26 protein-coding genes and 1 pseudogene are annotated in these 24648 nt (G+C 65.4%); 13 read left to right on the forward strand and 14 right to left on the reverse strand.

The annotated features are described in order from the left end of the window. Positions 1-70: 70 nt before the first annotated feature. The 6 genes from LFT45_RS05720 (at position 71) to LFT45_RS05745 (ending at position 4975) form a co-directional block, all read left to right on the forward strand. Positions 71-487, forward strand: coding sequence for an ester cyclase (locus LFT45_RS05720; RefSeq protein WP_236807378.1), 417 nt, complete (start codon positions 71-73; stop codon positions 485-487). Positions 488-900: 413 nt separating this feature from the next. Further along, on the forward strand, positions 901-1980 hold the full coding sequence (locus tag LFT45_RS05725; RefSeq protein ID WP_236807379.1) for a TM2 domain-containing protein: 1080 nt from the start codon (positions 901-903) through the stop codon (positions 1978-1980). A 324-nt stretch (positions 1981-2304) separates the two neighbouring features. Continuing rightward, positions 2305-3081, forward strand: coding sequence for an SDR family oxidoreductase (locus LFT45_RS05730; RefSeq protein WP_236807381.1), 777 nt, complete (start codon positions 2305-2307; stop codon positions 3079-3081). A 1-nt stretch (position 3082) separates the two neighbouring features. After that, the gene (locus tag LFT45_RS05735; protein WP_236807382.1) at positions 3083-4264 is read left to right on the forward strand and encodes an L-idonate 5-dehydrogenase; all 1182 of its coding nucleotides are present in this window, start codon (positions 3083-3085) and stop codon (positions 4262-4264) included. Then, a complete protein-coding gene (locus LFT45_RS05740; RefSeq protein WP_236807383.1) occupies positions 4264-4479 on the forward strand; it encodes a hypothetical protein in 216 nt (71 codons plus the stop codon). The genes LFT45_RS05735 and LFT45_RS05740 overlap by 1 nt, the downstream gene beginning before the upstream one ends. Next, positions 4463-4975 (forward strand): hypothetical protein, encoded by a 513-nt coding sequence (locus LFT45_RS05745; protein ID WP_236807384.1) that lies wholly within the window; start codon positions 4463-4465, stop codon positions 4973-4975. The genes LFT45_RS05740 and LFT45_RS05745 overlap by 17 nt, the downstream gene beginning before the upstream one ends. Positions 4976-5002: 27 nt before the next feature. Here the strand turns inward: LFT45_RS05745 and LFT45_RS05750 are convergent, their stop codons facing one another. From LFT45_RS05750 to LFT45_RS05790, 9 genes are all read right to left on the reverse strand, one after another. After that, positions 5003-5659: a TetR/AcrR family transcriptional regulator gene (locus LFT45_RS05750; protein WP_236807385.1), complete on the reverse strand. Its 657-nt coding sequence runs from the start codon at positions 5657-5659 to the stop codon at positions 5003-5005. A gap of 28 nt (positions 5660-5687) precedes the next feature. After that, the gene (locus LFT45_RS05755; protein ID WP_236807386.1) at positions 5688-6296 is read right to left on the reverse strand and encodes a TetR/AcrR family transcriptional regulator; all 609 of its coding nucleotides are present in this window, start codon (positions 6294-6296) and stop codon (positions 5688-5690) included. Between the two features lie 5 nt (positions 6297-6301). Then, on the reverse strand, positions 6302-7471 hold the full coding sequence (locus tag LFT45_RS05760; RefSeq protein WP_236807388.1) for a pyridoxal phosphate-dependent aminotransferase: 1170 nt from the start codon (positions 7469-7471) through the stop codon (positions 6302-6304). Between the two features lie 98 nt (positions 7472-7569). Continuing rightward, positions 7570-8367, reverse strand: a complete 798-nt coding sequence (locus tag LFT45_RS05765; RefSeq protein ID WP_236807391.1) for an SDR family oxidoreductase — start codon at positions 8365-8367, stop codon at positions 7570-7572. A 91-nt stretch (positions 8368-8458) separates the two neighbouring features. After that, the gene (locus LFT45_RS05770; RefSeq protein WP_236807393.1) at positions 8459-9487 is read right to left on the reverse strand and encodes a biotin-dependent carboxyltransferase family protein; all 1029 of its coding nucleotides are present in this window, start codon (positions 9485-9487) and stop codon (positions 8459-8461) included. Continuing rightward, the gene (locus LFT45_RS05775; RefSeq protein WP_236807395.1) at positions 9474-10295 is read right to left on the reverse strand and encodes a 5-oxoprolinase subunit B family protein; all 822 of its coding nucleotides are present in this window, start codon (positions 10293-10295) and stop codon (positions 9474-9476) included. Before LFT45_RS05775 ends, LFT45_RS05770 begins: the two co-directional genes overlap by 14 nt. Before the next feature lie 41 nt (positions 10296-10336). After that, positions 10337-11140, reverse strand: coding sequence for a LamB/YcsF family protein (locus LFT45_RS05780; protein ID WP_236807397.1), 804 nt, complete (start codon positions 11138-11140; stop codon positions 10337-10339). Between the two features lie 97 nt (positions 11141-11237). Continuing rightward, positions 11238-12587, reverse strand: coding sequence for an MFS transporter (locus tag LFT45_RS05785; protein ID WP_236807399.1), 1350 nt, complete (start codon positions 12585-12587; stop codon positions 11238-11240). A gap of 48 nt (positions 12588-12635) precedes the next feature. Beyond that, positions 12636-13268 carry an RraA family protein gene (locus LFT45_RS05790; protein ID WP_236807401.1) on the reverse strand — a complete coding sequence of 211 codons (633 nt, stop codon included), beginning with the start codon at positions 13266-13268 and terminating at the stop codon, positions 12636-12638. Between the two features lie 333 nt (positions 13269-13601). Between LFT45_RS05790 and LFT45_RS05795 the strand changes: the two genes are divergently transcribed. The 5 genes and pseudogenes from LFT45_RS05795 to LFT45_RS05810 all read left to right on the forward strand — a co-directional run bounded on the left by LFT45_RS05795 (position 13602) and on the right by LFT45_RS05810 (position 18485). Further along, positions 13602-14552, forward strand: a complete 951-nt coding sequence (locus LFT45_RS05795) for a 2-hydroxyacid dehydrogenase (protein WP_236807403.1) — start codon at positions 13602-13604, stop codon at positions 14550-14552. Positions 14553-14836: 284 nt separating this feature from the next. Further along, positions 14837-17299: a hypothetical protein gene (locus LFT45_RS05800; RefSeq protein ID WP_236807405.1), complete on the forward strand. Its 2463-nt coding sequence runs from the start codon at positions 14837-14839 to the stop codon at positions 17297-17299. A gap of 504 nt (positions 17300-17803) precedes the next feature. Next, a pseudogene (locus LFT45_RS23340) lies at positions 17804-17914 on the forward strand (NINE protein); the annotation flags it as partial. Between the two features lie 12 nt (positions 17915-17926). Then, a complete protein-coding gene (locus LFT45_RS23345; RefSeq protein WP_336885618.1) occupies positions 17927-18067 on the forward strand; it encodes a hypothetical protein in 141 nt (46 codons plus the stop codon). A 46-nt stretch (positions 18068-18113) separates the two neighbouring features. Then, positions 18114-18485 (forward strand): PH domain-containing protein, encoded by a 372-nt coding sequence (locus LFT45_RS05810; protein ID WP_236807407.1) that lies wholly within the window; start codon positions 18114-18116, stop codon positions 18483-18485. A 129-nt stretch (positions 18486-18614) separates the two neighbouring features. Here LFT45_RS05810 and LFT45_RS05815 read toward each other — a convergent pair whose 3' ends face one another. Then, positions 18615-19691 carry a glycerophosphodiester phosphodiesterase family protein gene (locus tag LFT45_RS05815; protein WP_236807412.1) on the reverse strand — a complete coding sequence of 359 codons (1077 nt, stop codon included), beginning with the start codon at positions 19689-19691 and terminating at the stop codon, positions 18615-18617. A gap of 69 nt (positions 19692-19760) precedes the next feature. On the opposite strand from LFT45_RS05815, the gene LFT45_RS05820 reads away from it, so the two are divergent. Next, positions 19761-20489: a hypothetical protein gene (locus LFT45_RS05820; RefSeq protein WP_236807414.1), complete on the forward strand. Its 729-nt coding sequence runs from the start codon at positions 19761-19763 to the stop codon at positions 20487-20489. A gap of 175 nt (positions 20490-20664) precedes the next feature. Here LFT45_RS05820 and LFT45_RS05825 read toward each other — a convergent pair whose 3' ends face one another. From LFT45_RS05825 to LFT45_RS05835, 3 genes are all read right to left on the reverse strand, one after another. Next, positions 20665-21597 carry an SAM-dependent methyltransferase gene (locus LFT45_RS05825; protein WP_236807421.1) on the reverse strand — a complete coding sequence of 311 codons (933 nt, stop codon included), beginning with the start codon at positions 21595-21597 and terminating at the stop codon, positions 20665-20667. Between the two features lie 128 nt (positions 21598-21725). Beyond that, positions 21726-22175, reverse strand: a complete 450-nt coding sequence (locus LFT45_RS05830; protein WP_236807423.1) for a hypothetical protein — start codon at positions 22173-22175, stop codon at positions 21726-21728. 78 nt (positions 22176-22253) lie between these two features. After that, positions 22254-22403 carry a hypothetical protein gene (locus LFT45_RS05835; protein ID WP_236807425.1) on the reverse strand — a complete coding sequence of 50 codons (150 nt, stop codon included), beginning with the start codon at positions 22401-22403 and terminating at the stop codon, positions 22254-22256. A gap of 317 nt (positions 22404-22720) precedes the next feature. Between LFT45_RS05835 and LFT45_RS05840 the strand changes: the two genes are divergently transcribed. Then, complete coding sequence (locus LFT45_RS05840; protein WP_111902841.1) at positions 22721-23041, forward strand: GYD domain-containing protein; 321 nt, start codon at positions 22721-22723, stop codon at positions 23039-23041. Positions 23042-23142: 101 nt separating this feature from the next. Here the strand turns inward: LFT45_RS05840 and LFT45_RS05845 are convergent, their stop codons facing one another. After that, positions 23143-24393 (reverse strand): S8 family serine peptidase, encoded by a 1251-nt coding sequence (locus LFT45_RS05845; protein ID WP_236807426.1) that lies wholly within the window; start codon positions 24391-24393, stop codon positions 23143-23145. Positions 24394-24648: the final 255 nt, after the last annotated feature.

Here is a 24648-nt window from a genome sequence, read left to right on the forward strand (position 1 = left end):
GTTGTTGCGCCGAGCGGCCGGTGGGAAGATCTAGCTGCCGAATACGGCCACAAGCTCAAAGGAGACGGAGATGGCTGGCGGACAAGGATTGATCAGGCGGTTTTACAACGAGGTGCTGACCGGCGGAAATCTGGCGCTCATCGACGAGATGGTGGCGGACGACGTCGTCGACCACGAGGAGGGCTTTCCGGGGCAGCCGCCGGGCAAGGAAGGTGTGAAGTTCTACGTCAACGCGGTCCGGACCGCGTTTCCGGACCTCGCCGTCAAGACCAGTGAGCCGGCGCTCGCGGACGGGGATCTCGAGGCCGTGCACGTAACCCTGACGGGAACGCACCAGGGCGACTTCGCGGGCGTGTCGGCCACCGGCAAGTCGGTGGAATTCTCGGGCATCGACATCATCCGGGTGCAGGACGGCAAAGTGGCAGAACACTGGGGATCGACGGACACCATGAGCCTGATGCAGCAGATTGGAGCCGTGCCAAAGTAGGGCCGGATTAGCGGGCCCAAAACAAACAAGAAGTGCGGCGACGGCGGGCGACGCGCGCCGTCGTCGTGCGTCTTTCCGGCGCGTCGGCCGGGACGCGCCGTGGCGTCCCCGCGCGCCCACCGGAAGCCCTGTATCATCCCTTCAGGGGGCGGTGACGCCGAAGCGTCGACCCGGGGGGACAGCAGCAGATGTGCAAGCCATGAGGCCTTAAGAAAATGGGCTTTTGAAGCCATGTGCCCGCCGTCCAGCCACGTGTTATCCACCACAAGGTCCCGCTCACGCGGTGTTCCTGCCCAGGTGGATTCCGGCTCGACCACCCACACTACTGCACCACCCCTTTCGCACTGCCACCCTTCTTTCCTCACTCCGCCACCTCGGCGAGCCCTGCCGTCGCCTGCCCTGAAAGGACCGCAATGAGCCACCCCGGCCCAGCCCTGCCGCCGCCCTCCGACTACACCACCTACGGGGCGCCGCAGTATGCGAACGGGCAGTTGTTGGACGGGCAGAACGCGGGGCAGGCGTATCCGGGGCCGTACGGGTCCTTCCCGGGGCAGTACGGGGCGGAACCGCAGAAGTCCTTCCTGGTCACCTGGCTTTTCTCGCTGCTCCTGGGTGTATTGGGCGTGGACCGGTTCTATCTCCGCAAGACCGGCACGGGCATCGCCAAGCTGCTGACGCTGGGCGGATTGGGCTGGTGGGCTCTGGCGGATCTGGTCATTACGCTGGCCGGAAAGCAGACGGACAAGAACGGCCGGCCGCTGGCGGGGTATGCGCAGCACAAGAAGGTGGCTGTTGTGGTCACGGTTGTCTTTTTGGTGGTCAACCTGGTGATCGGCGTGTTGAGCGGGATTGCTGCCGTCGCTATTGTCCGGCAGGCCTCCACTCCGCCGATCGTCACCGCCGCTCCTGTGACCGCGGAGAGCGCCGCCTCGGATCCCTCGGCGGATCCGGCGGCCACCGGGGAAGCAGCTGCAGGGGAAGACAGGCCGCGCCTGGCAGCGCAGACGCTGACGGGCACCGGCGACGCCGTCAAGACGGTGGACCTCAAGGGCGTCCCCGCCGTGGTGACGTTCACGTGCAAGGCCTGCAGCGGCAACACGGTCCTGGAAACCAACGGACATGAGATGCTCCTGGTCAACGCCGTTGGCGCGTACGCAGGCTCGCACCTCGTGGACACCAGCACGGCGGCCACCACCGAACTGGCCATTAGCGCCGACTCCGCGTGGACACTGAAGATCGAGGACATCGACAGCGTTCCCACCTCAACGGACAAGGTGAGCGGCCACGGCGACATGGTTCTCTACTGGGATGCGTTCAGTGACAAGGCTGCGATCACCAACAAGGGCGAAGGCAACTTCGTGGTGCAGGGCTTCGGCAGCGAGGTTCCCGAGCTGCCCGTCAACAAGATCGGCGACTACAGCGGCACCGTGAAGCTCACCCCCGGCTTCGTCCAGGTCAACTCCGACGGTGACTGGACCATCGCGGCGAAGTAGCGTTTTCCCTACCCACTGAAGGCCCCGCAGGACCCGGCACTTGTGCCAGGTTTGCGGGGCCTTTTGCGTCCGCCGGTTGAGCTTGCCGAAACCACGTTGAACGGTACACCCAACTGACCGGCAGTTGTTGTCGTTATGGGCGCTCAAAACGACAACAACTGCGAGCTACTTGGGCGCCTCGCGCATTCAGCCCAGATAAGAACTTCGGCTCAAATGAGAAATTATTCTTGTTTTAAACCCGGCGGGCACCTACGCTGGGAAGGAACTAATTCGCCGCTGCAGTGAAGCGCGGCGCCTCACCAGGCAGGGATGAAGGAAGCGCCGATGAAAACCCCCACACCCTTTGATCTAACGGGGCGCCGTGCCCTGGTAACCGGCTCCTCGCGGGGCATCGGAGAGGCCTTGGCCCACGGCTTGGCCACCGCCGGCGCGAGCGTGGTGCTGCACGGCTTTGACCCGGACCGCCTGGAGCGGACGCGCCAGGTGTTTGCCGAGCGCTTTGGCGGGGACCGGGTAGATGCTGTGGCCTTCGACATCACGGACGAGGATTCCGTCGCCCGGGGTATCGCGCACGTTGAGGAGAACCTGGGCGAGCTGGACATCCTGGTCAACAACGCCGGAATCCAGCACCGCGTCCCGCTGCTGGACCTGGCCGTCGACGACTGGAACCGCGTGATCTCAACCGACCTGACGAGTGCTTTCCTCGTGGGCAGGGAAGTGGCGCGAAGGATGCTGCCGAGGGCCCGGGGCAAGATCGTCAACATCGGCTCGGTCCAGTCTGACCTCGCGCGGCCCACGATTGGGGCGTACACAGCGGCCAAGGGCGGCCTGCGGAACCTGACGCGTGCAATGACCGCCGAATGGGCCGCAGCCGGGCTCCAGATCAACGCGGTCGCGCCGGGATACATCCATACCGAGATGACCCAGGCCCTGGTGGACGACCCCGAGTTCAACTCCTGGATCTGCAAACGGACTCCCGCCGCCCGCTGGGGGACAGTGCAGGATCTCATGGGTCCCGTGCAGTGGCTGGCCTCGGACGCCTCAGCCTATGTCAACGGACAGACCATCTTCATCGATGGCGGAATGACGGCGGTGGTGTGACATGGCGGATCTCAGCAGCACGGTGCCCGGAACAGTGCTCGAAGTCCCCGGCGCCCCGCTCGAAGTAACCGGCGCAGCCCTGGTGGTGCACGGCGTGGATGACCTGCGCCTGGATCCGGTGAAGCCGGCAGAACCGCGAAGCGATGAGGCCGTTGTGCAGATTGCTTACGGCGGCATTTGCGGTTCCGACCTCCACTACTGGCTTCACGGCGCCGCCGGTGAATCAGTCCTTCGCGAGCCGCTTGTCCTCGGGCATGAAGTGGTGGGCACAGTGACGCAGGCGGCAGTGGACGGTTCGGGACCGGCAGTGGGTACCAGCGTGGCAGTCCATCCGGCCACTCCAGGGGGCAACGATGCCCGCTACCCGCAGGACCGTCCCAATCTGTCTCCGGGGTGCACGTACCTCGGCAGCGCGGCCCGGTACCCGCATACGCAGGGCGCGTTCAGCCAGTATTCGGCACTGCCCACCAGAATGCTTCGTCCGCTGCCCGGTGGCCTGTCGCTGCGGGCGGCCGCGCTCGCCGAACCGGCCAGCGTTGCCTGGCATGCCGTCGCCCGCGCAGGTGACGTCCGCGGCAAACGCGCGCTGGTGATCGGCAGCGGCCCGATCGGATGCCTGGCTGTCGCGGTACTCAAGCGTGCCGGCGCCGCGGAAGTCATCGCCGTCGACGTGCACGAGGAGCCCCTGCAGCGCGCACGCCTGGTGGGTGCTACGGGCACCATCCTGGCGTCCGACGCCGATGCTATCGCTGCCGTTGAAGCCGACGTCACCGTGGAGTCCTCGGGGAACCACCGCGGCCTGGACTCGGCCATCCGGGGAACGATGCGCGGCGGCAAGGTGGTGATGGTGGGACTTCTTCCCAGCGGAGCGCAGCCGGTGACGATCTCGCTTGCCATCACGCGGGAACTGGACCTCCTCGGCTCCTTCCGCTTCAACGCCGAAATGGATGAGGTCCTCGCCGCGCTCGCCGACGGAAGCCTGTTCGTGGATCCGGTGATTACCCACGAGTACCCGTTCAGCGAGGCCCTAGAAGCCTTCAACACCGCCAAGGACGCACGCCGCTCGGGCAAGGTCCTGATCTCCTTCACCACGGATACAGGCACCCCCGATACAGCCACAGCCACAGCCGACACAGCCACAGCCGACACAGCCACAGCCAACACCGCCACAGGAGCGATCTGATGCTGCGCACACCAAGGCAAGCCACGAATACGCGCGTCCGCTCGGTCACCGCCACGACGGGCAGCCACTGTCCTGTCAGCGGCGAGTGGGCACCGGTCGGCGCGCAGGACACTGTCTGCCGGGTGCTGGAGGGAAGCATGATGCCGGCCTTCCGGAATCGGGCAGCGGAATGGGAACTGATCGAGGGCCTGCAGCGCCGTGACGTACATTCCTGATGCCCGGCCGCGGCGGCGCATCGCTCCGCCGCGCCCAGCGGGTGGAAACCCCGAGCTGGAGGGCCGGCTGGCCCAGGTAAAAGCGGCCAGGGCACACCGTCAAAGCCGCATCCGAGCACTCCTGAGCCGGCGGAACGAGGCCGTGGCGGCAGCGGTGGCGGCCGGCGTGTCGGCGGCGGCCGTCGCCGCCGCAACCGGCCTGAAGATCACCGAAGTGAAGAAAACAGGCAAGGCCTTTGCCGAGTCCTACGTCCCGGACCTCTCACGTGAGCAGCATGTTGCCGGGTTGGTGGCCCTGGCGGAGCAGCTGCAGGCGGTGATCGAGGAGAAGGAAAGCGCCGAGCGGCAGTTGCGGGGCGACGTCGTGGATGTCCTGCGCAGCGGGGAGATGGACGTCTTCCGGATCGCCGCGCTGACGGCCGTCACGGCCGACAGGCTGCGTGAACTCACGCGCGGAACGGGCCTGCGGGCAGAAGCGTTCCGGCTGGGATCCTAACGGACCGCTTTGCCTGGATCGGCCAGGCTAGGCGGTCTTGTTTGAGGCGTCTGAGATGGAGCTGTCGGCGTCTGCGTCAGCGCTGTCCTTCGAGCTGGCGGCGGGGCGGGAGCGGTCCTCGTTCCAGCCGGCCATGGCACCCTTCAGCGCGGCGATGAGCCGGACGGTGGCCTGGTCTTTGCTCAGCCCCACGGTCTGGATCAGGTCGAGGATCTCGCGGGGGTCGAAGAGGATGTTCCACAGGAACATCGCCTCGTCGCCCAGCGGTTCGAGGCCGAGTTCGTCGCACGCTTCCCGCAACGGCCGCTCCAATGCCTCCGCCTGGACGGTCAGGTAGTAGGCACCCTTGCGCAAGCGGGCGAGGTACCCCTCCCCGGAGCGGGTGTACAGCATCGCTCCGCCGTGCCGGGTGACAAGATCCACCCACTTGCGGCTGACATCCTCCAGAAGTTCAAGCCCTGTTGATTCCTGCTTCAGGCTGAAATCGCGCAGCTTTTCGCCCACGCCGAAGCGGTACTCGGCCAGGACGTCCTCCACCGAGGCAAAGTGCCGGTAGGCCGTCGCCGTGGAAATCTCGGCGTGCTTGGCGATGTCTGACATGTTGATCGGACCCCGCCGGGCTGCGAACAGATGGCCGGCAGCCCTGACCAGCTGTCGGCGGTTGCGCTGTGTGTCACTACGCATTGATCGGCACCCTTTCGTTACTACCCACCTAGCTTAGGTCCTGGGCCGGCATCCACCCGCGCAGTGCGGCCGTGAAGGTCCGCACCAGGCGGTCGGAGACTTGTTCGGGCGTGAGGTCCATGCTGTGGATGAGATCGAAAATCTCGCGGGGGTCGAAGAAGACGTTCCACAGGAACAAGGCTGTCTCGTCCTGCTGCATGGTGCCCAGCTCCCGGGTGACCTCCTCGAGCGGACGCCTCAGCGCCTCCGTCTGCACGGTCAGGTAATACGCACCCTGGCGCACGCGGGCCAAATAGCCCTCCGCCGAACGTGTGTGGATCATCGACCCGCCGTGCTGGACCACCAGCTGGACCCACTTCCGGCAGACCGCATCCAGCAGCTCCTGCCCGCGCGTTTCCTGCGCCAGGCTGAACTCCAGCAGCTCGCGGCCAACCTGGAAACGGTAGGCCGCGAGCACCTCATCCACTGAGGCGAAATGCCGGTACGCGGTGGCGGTCGAGATGCCCGCGCTGGCCGCAACTTCGGCCATCGAGGCCGCCGTTCCGGCCCCGAAAAGAGTTCCTGCGGCGCTGATCAGGAGGGACCTGCTGCGCTGCGTGTCCGTGCGCAGGCCGGATGCCGGGTCTGTCAGCTCCATGGTCGCTACCGAAGGGCTGCCAGGCCGGCGGCAATGCGCTCGACACCGGCGGTGATGGCCTCGGCGCTGGCCGCGTAGGAGAGGCGGAGGTGGAATTCGCCGTTCCGGCCGAATTCACTGCCGGGCCGGACCGCGACGCCGAAGTCGCGGAGGTGCGCCACCATCTGTGCTGCCGGCAGGTCGACGTCGTACTTGGGGAAGAGATAAAAGGCGCCTTCCGGGGAACTGACGGTGAGCCCGGGGATGCTGGCCAGCCCGCTGGCCATGAGTTCGCGGCGCTGGGCGTAGGAGGCGTGCATGCGCTCGATGTCGGGGCCGCACGTCTTGAGGGCGGTCAGCGCGGCGAGCTGGACGGCGGTGTTCATGGAGCCGTTGAAGGTGTTGTGGACCCGGGCCGCGGAGGCGATGACCGACGGCGGACCCCACAGGTAACCGACGCGCCAGCCCGTCATGGCGTAGCTCTTGGAGAAGGTCTGGCAGTAGATGGTCCGGCCTTTGAGGCCTTCGATTTCGAGGGCGGAGACGAAGGGCTCCGGGGTGTAGACGAGGTCGCTGTAGGCCTCGTCGGAAAGCACCAGGGTGTCGGTGCCGGCCGCCATGTCCGCCAGGGCTTCGAGCTCCCGGCGGCTGTGGACGATGCCGGTGGGGTTGGAGGGGTTGCAGAAGACGAACAGCTTGGCACCTTCGAGTGCCGTGGCCAGTGCCTCGAGGTCCCAGTGCAGGTCCTCCGCGAGCGGCACCGGGACGACCGTGCCGCCGGCCATGCTGACGAGGTCCGCGTACAGGGAGTAGGTGGGATCCGGGATGACCACTTTGTCCCCGGGGTTGACGATTCCGAGGATGGCTGCGGAGAGGCCGGCGGTGCCGCCCTGGGTGATCAGCACGTCGCTTGGGCTGGCCACTTCGCCGAGGAGCCGGCCGATACGGGCGGCCAGCTCCTCGCGAAGCACCTGCTCGCCAAGCAACGGCGAGTAGTGGGTGTGGCCCTCTTCCAGGGCTTTGGCCGCCGCGGCGCGGACCTGGGCGGGTGTATCGAAGTCAGGCTCGCCCATGGCCAGGGACACGAGGTCGCCCTTGGACTGGGGCTGCTGGACACGGAGGGAGGTGCGCTGCACGCGCAGCACGGCCTCCGAGGGCTGGAAGTTGGTGGCGAGGGTGGCTGGTTCAAGAGTCATGGTGGTCCTGTTTCGGATCGGATGGAGCGGGGGATGGCTGGCTGGGGCGACGGCGACAGTGGAGGCGCCGGCCGACGCAGCGTGCGGACGGCGGCGTTTCATTGCTGGGGAACTTCCTCTGCGGGAGCACCGGTCCACCGGCTGATTTCAATGTCGCCCGAGGTGTCCCGCTGTACGGTCGGCGCGATCACGAGCTCCTGGACCACCGTCCGCTGCGGCAGTGTGGCCACCAGGTGGATGGCCCGGGCGACGTCGTCGGGCTGGACCATCGCTTCGCGTTCCTCCTGCCGGGGCGGGCGGGCCCTGTTGTCCAGGATGGGCGTTGCGGTTTCGCCGGGCAGGATGGTGACTGCGCGCAGGCCCTCGTTGCGGAAGGTGTTGTGAAGGTACGTCATGAAGTTCCGGACCGCGGCTTTCGCGGCACCGTAGGCGGCGCCGCCGAGGAGGTTGGGGTTGACGGCGGCAAGGGAGGAGACCGTGATGATGGTGCCGGTCTTCCGGGCCAGCATGTCCGGCAGGACGGCCTGGGTGAGGAGGTAGACGGCGTTCAGGTTCACGTCCAGGACGTCGTTCCATTCGTCCTGGCTGATCCAGCGCACATTGAGGACCTTGCTGGCGCTGCCGGCGTTGTTCACCAGGATGTCCACCGGCCCCAGAGTCTCGCTGACCCACTCGACCAGGGCGTCGACGTCGTCCTTTGAGCAGATGTCCGCGGCCCGGGACACGGCCCGGCCGCCCTCGGCGGTGATGGCGGAGGCGACTTCATCCAGCACCTCGCCGCGGCGTCCCACCAGCACGACGCTGGCGCCCTCGGCGGCGAGCTGGGCAGCGGTGGAGCGGCCCATGCCGGTGCCTGCGCCGGTGATGATGGCAACCTTGCCTTCAAGAAGTCCCAATGTACCGCTCCTAATTGCAGTGAGATTTGCATTGCATATGAGAAAAGTTTCTCATCTTTAATCCGGCCGGGTCAAGCACCGGTTTGGTAATTCAGGCAGCTGCCGGACTCGGAGCCAGCGCGGAGGCATGCGGCAGACGCACGGCGGCGAACAGGCTGGCGACGCGCTCCTCGAGCACGCTGAGCAGCCGCTGTTCCTCGCGGTAGCGCTCCACGGCCTGGCCGCTCGTCACCCAGTTGAAGGTCATCTTCTGGCCCGGGCGTGCCTGGCCCAGCATGGGCAGGGAGGCCTTGGTGGCGAAGGCGACGATGGGGTAGCCGGCAGTCAGTGTCCGGTACCGGCCCAGGATGATGAGCTCGTCGCCGTGCGGGATCTCAAAAGCGCCGATCGGAACACCGTGGGACACGATCTCGCCGAGGCCCTCGGGGTGGACCACCGGGCCGTCCAGGCGGAGGCCCACGTGGTTCGACTTCGCGGTGACGGTGTAGGCGCGCGAGGACAGCAGCTCTTTGATGCCGGGCGCGGCGTGGGTCTCCGGGCCCTCCACGATGTCGATGCGCCAGGTGCCAGGGCTGAAGGACGGGACGGGCACCGGGAGCCGGAACAGGGGCTGGGAGAGGTAGGGGTGTTCGAAGCCCGCGTAGCTGGTGCTGAGCCGGAGGTCCTGCCCCGCGCCGATCTGCTGCGGGAAGCCCATGCGTGCTTCCGGTGCGGCGCTGCCCATGAAAAGGTCAGTCGCGAGCGTGCCGCTGAATGCGAGGTAGTTGCGCATGCCGCCCCGTGCGTTGGCGATCACCACGCGGGCGCCGGCCGGGATGCAGACGGGCTCCCACATCGCTGCGGTCTCGCCATTGACCGTCAGATCCGCAGGGGCGCCCGTGACGGCGATCAGCACCGGGGAATCGGGAGTGAAGCTGAACCGGCCGCCCATGATTTCGATGCACGTGGCGGAGCGGAGGTTGCCCACCAGGATATTGGCCACCGAGGCCGAATGCTGGTCGGCTGCGCCGCCGCACGGCACGCCCATGTACTCGGAGTGTTCCCGGCCCAGGTCCTGGAACGTGGAGAGCCAGCCGGCTTCGCGGATCTTCAGCCCGACGGTCAGTTCAGCGGTCCGCATCGGTGGTCCCTCCGGCAGTTGCTGCCGCCGGAGCGGCGGGCGCGGCTGGTGCTGAAGCCGGCCGGAGGAACTGGCCTTCCAGCGCTTCCCATTCGTTCTCCGGAATGACCCGGAATCGCACGCGGTCGCCGGGGGTGTAGGACGTGGCCGGGTCCTCCCGGATGTCGCACACGGTCAGCGGTGTGCGGCCGATGACTTTCCAGCCACTCGGGCCCGGGAAGGGCTGGATGATGGCGCTGGTACCGGCCACCATCACCGATCCGGGGTCCACATTGGTGCGGGGTTCCCGGCAGCGGCTGACCTGGCCGGGGAACGGGATGGTGCCCATCATGGGTGCCATCGCGGAGGCCAGCAGGTTGATGGACAGCTCCGAGTTCTGCAGGATGTCCAGCACAGCTTCCGGGCTGATGCCCAGCTCCGCCGCGACCTCGGGAAGGTCGGGGGAGAAGGCGTCGCTGACCACCACCGGGATCACGAACAGCTCGGCCGCGCGCCCGGCGTCGGCAGCAGCAAGACCGCCGGCCGGACCAGTGCCTGCCGCGGCCAGCCGGATGGTCTGGGCGATTTGGGCGTGGCTGACTGCAAGGCAGTCGAACTCCACCAGCACCGAATCCACGCCGGCCACCACGTCGAGGAGCCCGTGCGGCTGCAGGTTGAACACCAGCTCACGGAGCCTGCGGCTTCCGGCCTGGCGCTCTTCGGCGGTGCCCTCCGAAGCCTTCAGCATCAGGGCCGAGTCCCCGAAGGGCGTCGCCTCGATCTCCAAGGGCGTTTGCGTCGGCGGTCCTGGCGCTGGCTGGATGCTCATGGTTCCTAGGTTCTGGGAGGAGGGTTGTCAGGCAACAAAAATCAGGCCGCGGCCCGGCGGGCCTTCTCGGCCAGGACGTCCTGCAGGCCGGTGGCCTTGATGCCCGCCTTGTCCAGGGCGGCACGGAGTGAGGTGCCGTTCTCCAGGACCTGCGGGTGGTCGCCGTGGAGGAGGACCACGTCGGCGTCGTGCCCAAGCGGGACCACCTTGCCGGTGACGGCGCGGACGGTGCCTTCGGTGACCACCTGGACCACGCGGCGGCCGATCTCCTCGGGGTCGTGCAGGAGTGCGCCCTCGGTGTTGCGGGAGACGGGCATGCCGTCCTCGCCGTAGCCGCGGTCGGCCAGGAACACGTAGCCCACCTCAAGGCCGCGCTTGCGGGACTCATCAGCGAGCAGGCCGTTCTGGCAGATCACGATGTAGGAGGGGTCGTAGGCCTTGATGGCGTCGGTGATGGCGCGGGCGTGCTTGGCGTCCGTCTGGGCGATGCTGCCCATCCGGCCGTGCGGGGCCACATGGCTGATCTTGCCGCCGTGGATGCGGGCGAAGGCGTCCAGTGCGCCGATCTGGTAGAGCACGTCGGTGCGGATTTCCTCTTCGCTGGCCTCGATCAGGCGGCGGCCGAAGCCCACCAGGTCCGGGTAGCCAGGGTGCGCGCCGAGCTCAATGCCGCGCTCCACGCAGGACTTCACGGTGGCGTCCATGACGCGCGGGTCGCCGGCGTGGAAGCCGCAGGCGATGTTCGAGGCGGTAACCAGGCCCAGGAGGGCGTCGTCGTCGCCGATGGTGTAGTTGCCGTAGCTTTCGCCGAGGTCTGCGACGACGGCGACTGAATTGATGCTCAAGGTGACTCTCCCAGTGGTTCTGTTGTGGTGCCTAATGGTCCAACGACGGCGGGTGGCGGGCAATGGTGGCCGGCCACCCGCCGTCGTCGGGGTTTGGTTAGTGGGTCTGCAGCGGCTGTCCCTTGGTTTCCTTCAGGAAGTAGACGGAGACCAGGGTGATTATGGCGGTGCCGATGGAGGCGTAGGCGGGGACCATGCTGTTCCCGGTGGCCTTGATGATCTCGGTCATGACCAGCGGGGCGCTGCCGCCGAAGATGATGGTGCTGATGCTGAACCCGATGCTGTAGGCGCTATAGCGGACCGTGGTGGGGAACATTTCAGTCAGGACGGTGTGGACCACGGCGGCGTGTCCGGAGAAGGCGATGGCCATGACCACGGTGGCGACGCACGCCAGGACCATGTTGCCGGTGGTGATCATGGCGAACATCGGGTAGGACACCACGGCCATGAGGACGGCGGAGAGGGCGAGCACGGGCTTGCGGCCGATGCGGTCGGAGAGGCGGGCCATGAGCGGGATGGAGATGATGATGGCCACCAGGGAGAAGGCGGTGACGGTCAGGGCCTGGACCATGGTGAAGTTGTTGCCGGTGCCCAGCTGGGTCTTCAGGTAGGTGGGCATGTAGGCGAAGAGCAGGTAGTAGCCGGGGCCGTTCAGTGCCGGGAGGAAGATGGTCAGCGCGATGGCCTTCAGGTGGCGCTTTGAGGTCAGGGCTGCCCGCAGCGGGTTGCGCTCCACTTCGTTGCGCTCACGCAGTGCCGCGAAGTGCGGGGTGTCCTCCATCTTGGAGCGGATGTAGTAGCCCACGTATCCCAGCGGCAGGGCGAACAGGAACGGGACGCGCCAGGCCCAGGATTCCATGGTGGCGTCGCCGAGGGTGGTGATGAGTGTGGCGGACAGTGCGCTGCCGAAGAGGAGGGCGCAGAAGGATCCGACGGCGATGAAGCTCATGTTGTAGTTGCGGTGCCGGTTGTGGGCGTATTCGCCCACGAAGGCCATGGCGCCGGCCACTTCGCCGCCGGCGGAGAAGCCCTGCAGGATGCGGAAGAGGATCAGCAGGGCCGGCGCGGCCCAGCCAATGACGGACGACGACGGGATGAGGCCGATGCAGGCCGTGGCGCCGGAGATGAGCAGGAGGAGCACGGCGAGCAGGTTCTTGCGTCCCAGCCGGTCGCCCAGGTAGCCGCAGATCACGCTGCCGAAGGGGCGGGCCAGGAAGCTCACCAGGAAGCCGACGTTGGTCAGCAGCAGGGAGCCGAGATCCTTCGATCCCATGATGTTGATGGCCAGGTAGGTGGTCAGGAGGCCGTAGATGCCGTAGTCGTACCACTCCACGAAGGAGCCCATGGTGCCGGCGAAGGTCGCCTTGCGCACCATCTTGCCGTCGGCTGCGACGACCTGTACTTGAGCCGTATTAAGATCCACTGATTCCGTCGATGAATTAGTCATTGGAGTTCTCTCAGTCTATGAGGGTCCCTGTTGCGGGAGAAGCTTGGATTAGCTGTATTCGCGGGTGACTTCGGCCGTCATTTCGGCCTCGTGCGCGGCGACTTCCATAACGCGTTCCAGGATTTCCGCGGCGCGGGCCTGGGGGATGATGACGACGCCGTCGTCGTCGGCGGCGACGATGTCGCCGGGGGAGCAGACGATGCCGCCGATGGCCACCGGTTCGCCGATGACACCGGGGCCGTTCTTGAACGGACCTGCGGGGGTGGTGCCCCGGGCGAAGACCGGGAACTTGATTTCGGTGATGGTGGCGCGGTCCCGGATGTAGCCGTCGATGACGGCGCCGGTGGCGCCGGCCGCCTCGAAGCGCTGGGACAGCTGTTCGCCCACCAGTGCGCGGTGCTCGTGGCCGAAGCCGTTGATCACCACCACGTCGCCGGGCTCGATGTAGTTCAGTGCCTCGATGACGGCCGCGTTGTCGCCGGCCGCACCCAGGACGGTGAGTGCCGTGCCGACGCAGTGCGCGCCGGCCCAGACGGGGTTGATGTTGCCGTCCACCAGGCCCAGCCGCTCCATTGCGTCGCCGATGTTGGCCACCGGGAACTTCTCGAATGCATTGACCAGTTCCCGGGACGGGCGGGTCCACTGTGCGGTGCGGACAGTGAGTTCGAGCGTTGTTGCCATGGTGTTTCACCTTCAGTTGGGAGGGTTGGATGCTGCTGTCGATCCTGAGACCGCAATCACATATGAGAAAAGTTTCGCGTTTCTTTTCCGATCCGTCAACCTTTTTTTGTTTCGCGGATGTAAAAGCTTGCCGACTCTCGTATGCGGCGCGGTGTAGCGCTTGTCACGCTGAGTGGCCGGTGCGATGATGATCGCATATGAGAAAACTTTCGCAAGTTGGTTCGGTGGCTGAGCCTGTCGAAACCAGGAAGCCGTAACCCCACTCCCGCTGGTTGAGCCTGTCGAAACCCGGGAGGCCCGCCACTCTCCGCGACACACGAAAAGGACGCCCCCATGCCGTCAATCCGCACCGTCAGCTTCCCCGACCGCGACCTGCTCGAACGCCTGGAGCCGCTTCCCGGCGACCTCCGGGGCGCCGTCTGGGACCTGCGCTCCGATCCCGAGGGTGCCGCCCTGGAGGAGATCGAAGCCGTTGTCCTCCCGTATATCGACGCGTCTGCGGTGCTTGGCTCACTTGCCAAGGCAAGCAACCTTCAGCTGGTCCAGACTCAGTCGACAGGGTACGACGGCGTGCCGCAGGCGGCAGGTCCGTCGGCCGCAGTCGCTACCGCCGCAGGGGTGCACGCTGCCGCGACGGCCGAGCTCGCCGTCGGGCTGATCCTTGCCAAGCTCCGCGGCATCGACGCGGCGGTCAGGGACCAGCAGACGGGCAGTTGGCGTCCCCAGCGCCGCTCGTCCTTGGCGGACCGGCGGGTGCTGCTGATCGGCGTCGGCGGAATAGGTCAAGAGATCGCCAAGCGACTGGCGCCGTTCGAAGTGGAGCTTACTCGGGTGGGCAGCAGTGCCCGCACGGACGAGCACGGTGAGGTTCACGCTGCCTCCGGCCTCGTTTCGCTGGCGTCATCACATGACGTACTGGTGGCGGTGACCCCGCTGAACGAGGCCACGCACAAGCTGGTCAATGCCGAGGTGTTGGCCGCACTGCCGGATGGCGCCCTGGTGGTGAACGTGGGCCGCGGCCCGGTGGTCGATACGGAAGCCCTGACCGCGGAAGTGCTCTCCGGCCGGCTGCACTGCGCGCTCGATGTCGTGGATCCGGAACCGCTGCCCCGCGACCACCCGCTGTGGGCGTCCGAGAACGCGCTCATCACGCCGCACATTGGCGGCAACGCCTCGGCGTTCGAGCCGCGGATCGTGAAGCTCCTGGCCCAGCAGCTCGAAGCGCTGGCCACGGGGAACCGCCCGGCGAATCTGGTGCAGGACGGCCCTTTCGCCGCTGGATGAGCCTCGCCGCCCAACTGACTGGCAGTCATTGTCGTTATGAGCCTTCAAAACGACAACAACTGCGAGTCAGTTGAGGACGCGCCTGCCGACTGCGCCCACCAAAACCGCAGCCCAAGTTTTACGCTCTTTCCCTTTGCTGCGGGTGAGCGCAAAATAAGCCTGCGAGCCGCACAATGACCGTGCGGTTCCGAAGGCTGGCGAGAAACATGGGCAGGGAACTTTCAAAGGCGTCAGTTTCGACACCCGAGGCAAATTCAATATTTGAATCCTGGCGGCGCCGGTCAATGGGAGCCAAGGGGTTGGTTGTACATGCTCTGCTGGCATTGGCCGCGCTTTGCCTCGCGGCGGTGATCGGATTCCTTCCAGCCAGTGCCGCGGCGAGTCCGACGCCGACGAATGATCTCGGTCGTTTATGCGCTCAAGCGGCCGGTCTGACTCGGGACGGAAAGCCGGCTGACGCCCTTGCCCTGATCGAAAAAATTCGCGGGCAGGTACGCAGCCCTGCTCTGGCTGCCACTACTGCCTGCGAGGACGAACGGCTGGCAGCTGTCCTGAAGGCGCAGCAGCCGACGCCACCGGGACCGCAGCAGAATTTCGCAGAGAGGGCAGGCGCCGCATGGGACCAGTTCGTGAAAAGCTGGCTCACCCCGCTGGCGAATGCGGGCCTGGGACTTCTCGGACTGGTTGCTGCCTTCCTTGTGGTCGGGAGGCTGCTGGTCCTGTTGCCGAGAATAGCGGGGGTCAGAAAAAGGCCGTCAGACCGGGCCCTCTTGGCGCTGGCCGGTTTGGCCTTCATCCTGTTCGGTTGCAGTCTGATCGTGCTGGCGCCGGTCTGGAATTCCGGCCAAGCGGCCCAAATTTTCGTGCAGATGGCGGGTGGTGTGCTTCTTGCACTTGTCGGTTCGCTGGTTCTCGCAACCTACCTGAGCAGCCGGCTGCGCATTTCCCTGGATGTGCGCGACACGAAGGGCGAAACCAGCAAGGTCGATGTCTCGCAGATCGGTGCCCTTCTGCATGAACTTGGGGCCGACGCTCCCCGGGGATTGGAAATTCCGGCAGGGGCGGACGTGACGGCGCTGGCCGAAGATGCCATGCCCCTCTCCTTTACCAACAAGGTATTGGCCGCCGTTCAGAAAGTGTTGGTCTCAACGTTCGGCGTCACGCCCTGGCGGGTGGTGGTGTCCTCATCGAATGAGGACTCGATGACCGTTTCGATGGCGAGAAACGGAGCGAGTGTTGGCGCGGTCACGATTGACAGGAATGAGCTACACCTGGCGGATGGGCAGAGTGAAATATCCGGCCCGGACGGCAAGGCAGCGACGCCGACCAAGACAAATAGCGCTGCCGAGCTGGAGCTGCACAAGATGGCGGCCGCGTACATTCTCGTGATGCTGGCACGGAAGCATTACGGGTTCGACGGGCTATGCGGGGCCACAGATTGGCGGAGCCTCGGACTCCATTACATCGCCACGACCGACACCACCATGGCAGACGAGAGGCAAAAGAAGCTGCTGGGTGCCGCCGTCGACCGTGACGCGGGGAACATGCTGGCCGAGGTGACTCTGCAACACAAACTTTGCCGTGGCAGTACCGATGAGGAGACCACCAAGACATACGCAGAATGGCTGTCAGGAATGGCCACGAGAATCAGGAGCGACATCCAACGCGGAGCAATATCTGCAGTCGGCTACCGCCCGCTGCAGTACCGGCTTGAAGGGACGTTCCTCAGCATGGTGCTCAACCTCCCCGCTGCCGAACCGAAATACGCAAGGTTGCGAAGGCGTGCTCGGCAAGTCGCGGCGAGTATGGTGCAGGAACTCGAACCGGCCAAACGCCTTCTGGTTCCCGGGCTTATGGCGCACAAAATGCGGCTGGAGGCCGCGCTTGCTTACCACGATCTGTATGGCGCAGGGATCGGCTTGGCGCCTGAAGATCTGGCTGTAGCGGGAGCTGCATCGGAGGCGGAAGCGCGGGCCAAAGCCGAGATTGCGGCCGGGGCAAAAGCATGGGCAACGATATCGTCCTCGGAGCAAGGCAAGTCGGCCCCCATCTTTGTTGACCTGTACAACGAAGCGCTTGCCTCGGTTGCACCGACAACGGCGTATCAAGCGGCGTGTAGCATGGCCAGGAACCAGGGGGAGGCCGCCGTAGTTGAGGTGATGCGCCGGCTCGGGTACGCATTTACGGACCGGGACCTCAAGGCATGGGCTCGGAGTGATCCCGAACTGGCGGAACTCAGGAAGAGCGAGGACTTCCTGCACTTCCTGGGAGTGATGCCGCGGCAAGACTTCTGGAAGCTGGAGGCCTTTGAGCCCTACGAAAAGCAGCTTCGGGGAGCCGGCATAGCCAAGCCCGGAGACCTGTACCAGCAGGAAACGGGCCAGAGCGACGTTAGCGCCTACCTCCAAGTGAGTCCGTTGGTCCTCAAGCGGCTCTGCAAGCTGGCTGCCCTGGTGCGTCGGGCCGAGGATGTGCCGGGCAGCGGGGATGCCTGGCACATCTACCCGTTCCGGGTGGAAGTGGTGGGGTCGCTGGTGCAGGCAGGAGTTGAAGCGCCGGAGGACATTGAGGATGGATGGATAAATGACAGCGACGCGGGGTCGGGCGGCCCGGGCGACCCGAGCGGGTTCGTAAAGGGATTGAGGGACAGTATTCGCGAGCGCATCCTCCTGGAGCCGGACGCCGGCCAGCTGAAGGAGTGGCTGCGTCAGCTGAAGAAGACGCCCGCGAAACAACGAGTCTCTTAGCCTTCCACGTTCTCTGTCGAGGAGACATGCCGAAACAGGCAGCGGATATGCCTTTCATCCGTCAGAATGGTGACGGCACATGGATTTTCTTGGGGGATGCCGTCTTTCGACGTTGACCGTTGCCCTGAAGCCTTGGGCTGCATCATCACATCATCGAAAGGCCTTATCACCATGACCCAGTCCCACAACGAACAGCCGTGGGCGCCCTCCGAGGCAAACACTCCGGAGACAGAGCATACGCCAACCCCCGGTGAGGGCCAGCAAGCTTGGAACCTCCCGGCCGGGGCGCCGGTGCCCACAACGCCGCCAGTCCCTTCATTCGATCCGCCCCAGGCCCCGATGCCTGCTCAGCAACAAGGTTTTCCTGCCCCGGGCCAGTTCCAGCAGCAGCCCCCAGCGGCTCCGCAATATCAGAACTACCCGCCTGCGCCGCCGCAGTATCAGGCGCCGGCAGCACCGCAGCAGCTGCAGAGCCAGTACCAGCAAATGTCCCAGCAGCCGCCGATGCCGAATCCTGCCTACGCCTACCCTCAGCCCAAATCCAAGCTGGCTGCAGGACTCTTGGGTATATTTCTGGGCGGGTTGGGTATCCACCGCTTTTATCTCGGATACACCACAATTGGCATTGTGCAGCTTCTCCTCACGGTCTTCGTGGGTGTCTTCACGTTCGGGCTCGTCGCCCTGTGGGGCTTCGTTGAGGGAATCATGATTCTCGCTGGCGCCAACTACTTCCGGCAGGACGCAAAGGGCATGCCGCTCCGGGACTGACCGGCGCCCAAGACCGCCACGACCATACGAATCCTAGGGGAACACCTTGTCCCAGATCATCCATGACCGTCCGGACCAGCTCGAGCAGATCAACGCCGGACTGCTTCAGGGCGAAACCGTCTACGCCGTCTACGACTGCATCGGAGTCGGCACCGGCTTCGTCGGCATCACCAATATGCGAATCATCCTGCAGGACAAGAGCTTCGTGGGCAATAAGCTGGCCATCGTCTCTATCCCGTACAAGAACATCCGCTCCGTATCGATGCTGTCCAACAAATCGATGCTTGGACGCTTTGCTTCCTCATCAAGCATCGGCATCGACACCGGCGGCAGCGTCAAGGAAGCCGACTTCCGCGGTGACGACAAAGCCAAGCACGCGCACGACCTCATTCTGTGGAACATGTTGCAGTCAAGGTAGCCAGTTCAACTAGAGGGCGGCCGGGTTCCACCGGCCGCCCTTAGCGTGTCCAGAACCCATCGAGTGCTCCATAACGGCCCTTTTGGGACTCAAAACGGCAGTTATGGAGCGATCGATGGAAGAAACGGCCTAGACAGCCGCGTAAGCCTTCGGCAGCTTCAGTCCGCGCTCATCCATGAGGGTGCGCAGGCGGGTGGGGTAGTCGGTGATGATGCCGTCCACGCCGAGGTCCATCAGCCGGGCCATGTCGGCGGTCGTGTTCACGGTCCACGGGATGACGGGCAGGCCGTACTCGTGGGCTTCGGCGATCATCTGCGGGGTGACCGAGCGGAACGTGGGGGAGATGACGTCGTAGCCCAGGGCCTTGGCGGCCTTGGCGAGGGAGCCGTCGTAGTTGTCGATGTCAATGCCGCCCAGCTCGGGTGCGGCGCCGGGCTTGCCCACCTGCAGCCACGCGTCACCGCTGGAGAGCGCCACGACCGGCAGCTGCGGGGCGATCTTCCTGGTGTAGTTCAGCGTTGACCAGTCGAACGACTGCACGGTGGTGCGGCCGGACATCCCCGCCATGTAGATCTCGGTGACCACGGCCTTGGTGAGCGCCACTGAGCCTTCGCCGCCGGCCTGGCCGTCCTCCACCTTGGTCTCCACCTTGAAGCGGACCTTCTTGGCACCGTAGTCGCGGACCAGCTGGAACACATCCCTGAGCTCGGCGATGTGGTTGCCCTCGATCGCCTGCTGCTCCGGGTATCCGGCCAGCTGCGTGTAGCCGCAGTTGAGAGTCCTGATCTGGGCCAACGACAGCTCCGCCACCCGGTCACCCGCGTACGGGAACTCGGGGTCGTTCGGCGTGGCTGGCGCGGTGTCCGCGCACTTGTTGGCCTGCATCGTGTCGTCGTGCCAGACAATCACCTTGCCATCCTCGGTCAGGTGCGTGTCCAGTTCGAGCGTGCTTACGCCCAGCTTCAGCGAGTTCGCGAAAGCGGCCAGCGATTCCTCGGTCCACTCGCCGCGGCCGCCGCGGTGCGACTGCAGGTCGAAGGAGCCGTTGCGCTCGTTGGTCTTGACGGCGGACGTGGCGGTGCCGGAAGCGTTCGACGACGGCGTGCCGGCGTCCGCGGCCGGCGCGGCGACGGCGGGACCCGCCGACGAGCCAATGGCTGCGGTGAAAAGTGCGACGGCGGCCGCTGCGGTCACGAATTTGCGCATGGTTTTGGTTCCTCCCGGATGACGGTGGCCGGCGCTGAGCCGCCGGCCCGTTCACCCTAGGGATGCCAGGTGGCGTGCCGTCTGCGGGGAGGTGGCGGTGAGGTTAACAGCCGCAATGCCAAGGGAAGTACGGCGTGCCTGAATTCCGGCGATGGTGAATTTACCGTGCCAGCACGGAAGCGCCGGTTTAACCTGCGGGCGCAGAATAATTACACACCGGATTTCCGGAATCATAACCTCCATAGAAAGAAGTCAATCCGTATGTTTGCACCAGTAAAAAAGGCAAAAGGCTCCCTTCGGGCAAGGGTGGCAACGGTCGCGGCCCTGGCGTTGTCTGCCGCAGTTGTTCCCTCCGTGCTGGCCTCGCCCGCCCAAGCAAGTGAAATCAAGACCGCGCAAACTTCCACGGTCGCGGCCAGCCATTCGATCCAAAGTAACTCGACCTGCTCGTTGACCGCCCAAACCCCCTATTGGTATTGGGCATGGGAAAGCAACAGGTACGTCAAGAAGGTCAATTACAAAATTTCTGTGTATTGCTTTGAGGGGACCTATCTAAACATTAATCAGAACCGGTATGAGTATGACATGTACGGGACAGATTATCGTCTCGGAAGTAGCACCTGGGGGTCGGTCTGGATACCGGCAAATAAGCTAACCACATTTGATAGCGTTCATTATGCCTTGAATACAGAAGCGGGAGATGAAGAGGATTTCCATAGGGTCACGTTCCGCGAGTGGCACGGCGCTTGGTCGCCGTCGAAGACACTCACCAGCCATTATGCGTCCATCCCCGTTTAGCTGCTGGAAGCCGCGTCCAACCCGTAGCCCTGCAAGCTAGGACGCTTTAGTAACCTGCGAAGCTAGATATTCGAAAAAGCTAGGCTGGACAGTCTGCACTACGCGGACGTCCAGCCTAGCTGCGTGCTCTCTCACGGCACTGCTGCCTAGCCAGGTTGCGGTGAAGTGAACAAGCTCAGGACAGCCAGGCGGTGACGAAGCCGCCCCGGGACTGGTCCTGGCCTTGGTTTTGCGGTCCGGGCTGCTCTGCTGCGGTCCTGCCAACCGAGGGGTCAAGCGACAGTACGCGGCCGTAGCTCGAACACAGCTCCTCCACCGAGTGACTGCTGCAGTGCCAGCCTGCTGCCTCCAGCAGCTCGACGGGATCCGGCGGATCGGCCCGCGCCAGCAGCTCGCTCATGGGCAGACCCGTCTGTTCACTGAACTCGCGCAGCTTGGCTTCGATGTCGTCCGTCTTCGGCAGCGGCACGGCCCGCTCAATCACCGTCCGCGATCCCGGCGCAGACAATGCCGCGACTTCGCCCAGCACTGCATGCTGGGCGGCGGAATCGAGGTACGGCAGCAGGCCCTCGAGGACCCAGGTGGTTGGCTGGGCAGGCTCAAAACCGGCGGCCAGCAGTGCCTCCCGCCACGGCAGGGACAGGTCGGCGGGCAGACTGACCAGTTCGCACGCGGGCTCCGCCGAAAGCCGGCTCAGCACGTGGGCCTTGAAGTCCAGGACGTTGGCGCTGTCGATCTCAATGACCATGGCGCCGGCCGGCCAGGTCAGCCGGTAGGCCCGAGTATCGAGGCCCGCACCGAGAACCACCGTCTGCATGGTGGCATGATCGGACCGCAGGAAGTCGTCAATGAACCGGGTCCGCATGCCGATGTAAATGCAAGCAAGCAAGAGCGGCTGCTGCAGGGGAGGAGCCTCGGACGGTTCAGCGGGCCACACCGTCGGCAGGTCGAGGTGGGAGCGGGCGGCCACCACCAGGGCTGAGGCGTAGGGATCAGCCACGAGCGGATCGGCCCGCGACGTCTCGACGGCACGGCCCGCCGCCACGGCCAGGGCTGTCAGCGGCAACCCCTGGTCCTCGAGTTCGGTACTGCCCGTAGGTTCTGTCACGCCTTACCCTCCTCGCGCTGCTGCATCCCTTGCGGCGAGCGTACCAAAGCAATTGGCCAGCCCTAAGGAATCCCCCCGAGTAGTCCCCGCGACGCCCCCTGAATAACGGCCCGGGCCCGCCCAGGTCTTCACCGCGGCAAGTGGGCGCCGATGCGTGCGACGAGCGCTTGGGGATTGGCGCACGAGACGAGCACGGTGTTGCTGTCGCGCTGGATGCGCACCGATGGGCCGCCAACGAGGTAGCCGGTGCCGCCCCCGGAAAGGATGCGCAAACCCATGCCCTGCGCAAATCTTGTAGCAGGCCCAACGGAGACGGCAGATATCTCCCGGTAGTGGATGGTGGTTGAGAACAGACCGGCGACGCGGATGGACATGCTGACTTCACCCAGCCGAATCCGGGCGGTCATTGTCGTGACAGCTACGAAAACCGCGGCCACGGGCACTGCCAGCCAGGGCGAAGGTCCGCTGGCCAGCAGAATCAGGACTGCAGCAATGCCGGCAACACCCAGCACGGCGCGGTACCGCAGGGGCATATATGTCCGGAACTCCACGGGTCTCGAGTCTTCCCCCAGCATCATCCCTGCAGTCTTCTAGACGACCACCGTGCCAGCAACTCGGGTGACTTCACTGGTGCCCCGGTCCTCAGCCACCACAGGCTATGCCTGCGCGGCGCTGTCCCACCAGCCTTCCCAGGCTGCGGACGTGAGCTGGCCCTGGGGAAAATCGGTGTTCGCCCCGGCCTCGCCGAGTGCGGAGTTTCCGTCGGTGCGCGAGATGAAGAACAGGTTCAAGGTATTCCAAAGCATGGCTATTTCCTCTCAATCGACCTGCGGACGGACCGTCTCTCAGGTAGGAATTAGCGTAGCCACGGCATGTTTCACCGGGACGACTCAACGTTTCGCTTTTGTATCCGTCTGCTCACACCGCAGCGCAGGCCTCGGAGCCCGCCGGTCCGCCACCCGAGCCGCCCGCGGACTTTCCGGAGGACCGTTGTCACTGCACGGAAGTGGGCCTACGCTGTGCGCACGGCCCCATTCGGGGACCGCTCCAGGACCTGCCGGCGAGGGTGCCAGGCATGCCCGCGGGTGCCTGTGTCCTGGACATCGCGGAACAGGAAAAGACCATGACCAAGTATTTGTTTGAGGCCAATTACGTGGGTGAAGGGATCAAGGGGCTCATGCGCGAAGGCGGGACGGCGAGGCGTGCCGCGCTGACCGACGCCCTCAAGTCCGTTGGCGGTTCACTCGAGAGTTTCTACTACGCCTTCGGGGACACTGACGTCCTGGGCGTCTTCGATGTCCCCGATCCGGCCGGCGCGGCCGCCCTGTCGCTGATGATTAATTCGTCGGGCAACGTGAACGTGCGGCTGAAGCCGCTCCTGACGCCGGAGGAGATCGACGAGGCGGCAAAGAAGACCCCGTCCTACCGGGCGCCCGGTCAGTAGGGGCAAGTCAGCAGGGCAGGCCGCAGAGGGCGGTCACAAGGGAAGAGGTTCCGGATGACCGCCCCGCCGCTACGGGCCGCCGCCGCTACGGGCCGCCGTCGTTACGGTGCTGAGACGGCGTCGAACGCGTTCACCCGGCCGTGGGCCCAGTACGTGCCCGTGCCAGCAACATCGTCGTCGGCGCTGGACTCCACGTTGGCGCGGACTGACGTGTTCGTGGCGCCCGGGTGCGAGCTCCAGGCAAGGGCGGCCGTTGCGGCGACGATGGGTGCCGACATGGAGGTGCCGTTGCCGACGTCGTAACCGAACGAGCGGTTGTTCTGCGTCCCGATGACGGTCTTGTGGTTCGGGAACGTTGAGTAGACGTTGACTCCGGGGGCCGCGATATCCACCCAGCTGGCTCCGTAGGTTGAGAAGGACGCTTTGACGTCCTTGTTGTCAGTGGCGCCGACGGCAATGACGTTGGGGTAGGCGCCCGGGTAGATCTTGGTCTGGTTGCCGCCGTTGCCTGCTGCGGCAACCAGCACCACACCCTTGCTCCAGGCGTTGTTGACGGCGGTTTCGAGGGTGCGTGATGCCCGCACGCCGATACTCATGTTGATCACCTTCGCGCCGTTGCTGACCGCCCAGTTGATGCCGTTCGCCAGGCCCGAGCTGGATCCGACCCCGCTGTCGTTGAGAACCTTGCCGGCCAGAATGGTGCAGCCGGGGCACACGCCCGCCACGCCGGAGGTGTTGTGGGTGGCGGCGACAATGCCGGCCACGTGGGTACCGTGCCCATAAATGTCTTCATTGCTTGTTGCACCGCTGAAGTTGGCCCGCAGGACAACCTTCGGGTTGATGTCCGGGTTGTCGGTTGCGACTCCAGAATCGAGGACGGCCACTTTGATGCCGCTTCCGGTGGTGACCTTCCACGCTTCCACGGCGTCCACGTCGGCGTCGGGTTCGCCGGCGGGCACAGAGATGGTGCCGGCGGTGTTGTTAAACGACTGGCCGGTGTTCTGCAGGGCGTACTGGCGCGGGAAATACGTGTCGGCTGTAGTGGCAGTAACCACCTCGTCCGGCTCGGCGTACTCAACTGCGGGGTTGCGGTTCAGGGCGTCGATCAGCTGGGGTTCCTTGCCAGCGGGAACCCTGATGACGCGAGCTCCGGTGCTCCCGACGTCGGATCCCTCCCCGAGGCCCTGCCGGCGTAGGAGGCTGGCCGCGGCGCCGTTGTCGCGGAACTTGACGATGATTTGGCCGGTGGCCTGCGACGGCTCGGGGGCCGCCGCGGAGCCCGTGGCTGCCAGGCTGATGGTGCCTAACCCCAGAACTGCCGCGGTGACACTGGCCATGATGAGTTTTTTCATGGGGTTATATTGCGCCACCCTGCTCCGGCTGGATAGGCCTGTCCGCAATTAGGACGAGGGGCCGCACGCGTCTGTGAGCGCTGCCATTACGCCGCCACCCCGGCCCGGGCCGCCGCCTCTTCCTCCGGTACGTTTGGCCTGGCACGCCAAAAGGCAGGGCGGCTGAGCCGCCCTGCCTTTGGTGCGTACGGGTTCATTCCTGCGCCCGGCTTTCGGGCTACCTGTTGCGATGGAGTGCAGGGCCGTTCCGTCCGC

Origin of the sequence: Arthrobacter sp. FW305-BF8, assembly GCF_021789315.1 — a bacterium.
In the GTDB taxonomy this organism is placed as follows: Bacteria; Actinomycetota; Actinomycetes; order Actinomycetales; family Micrococcaceae; genus Arthrobacter.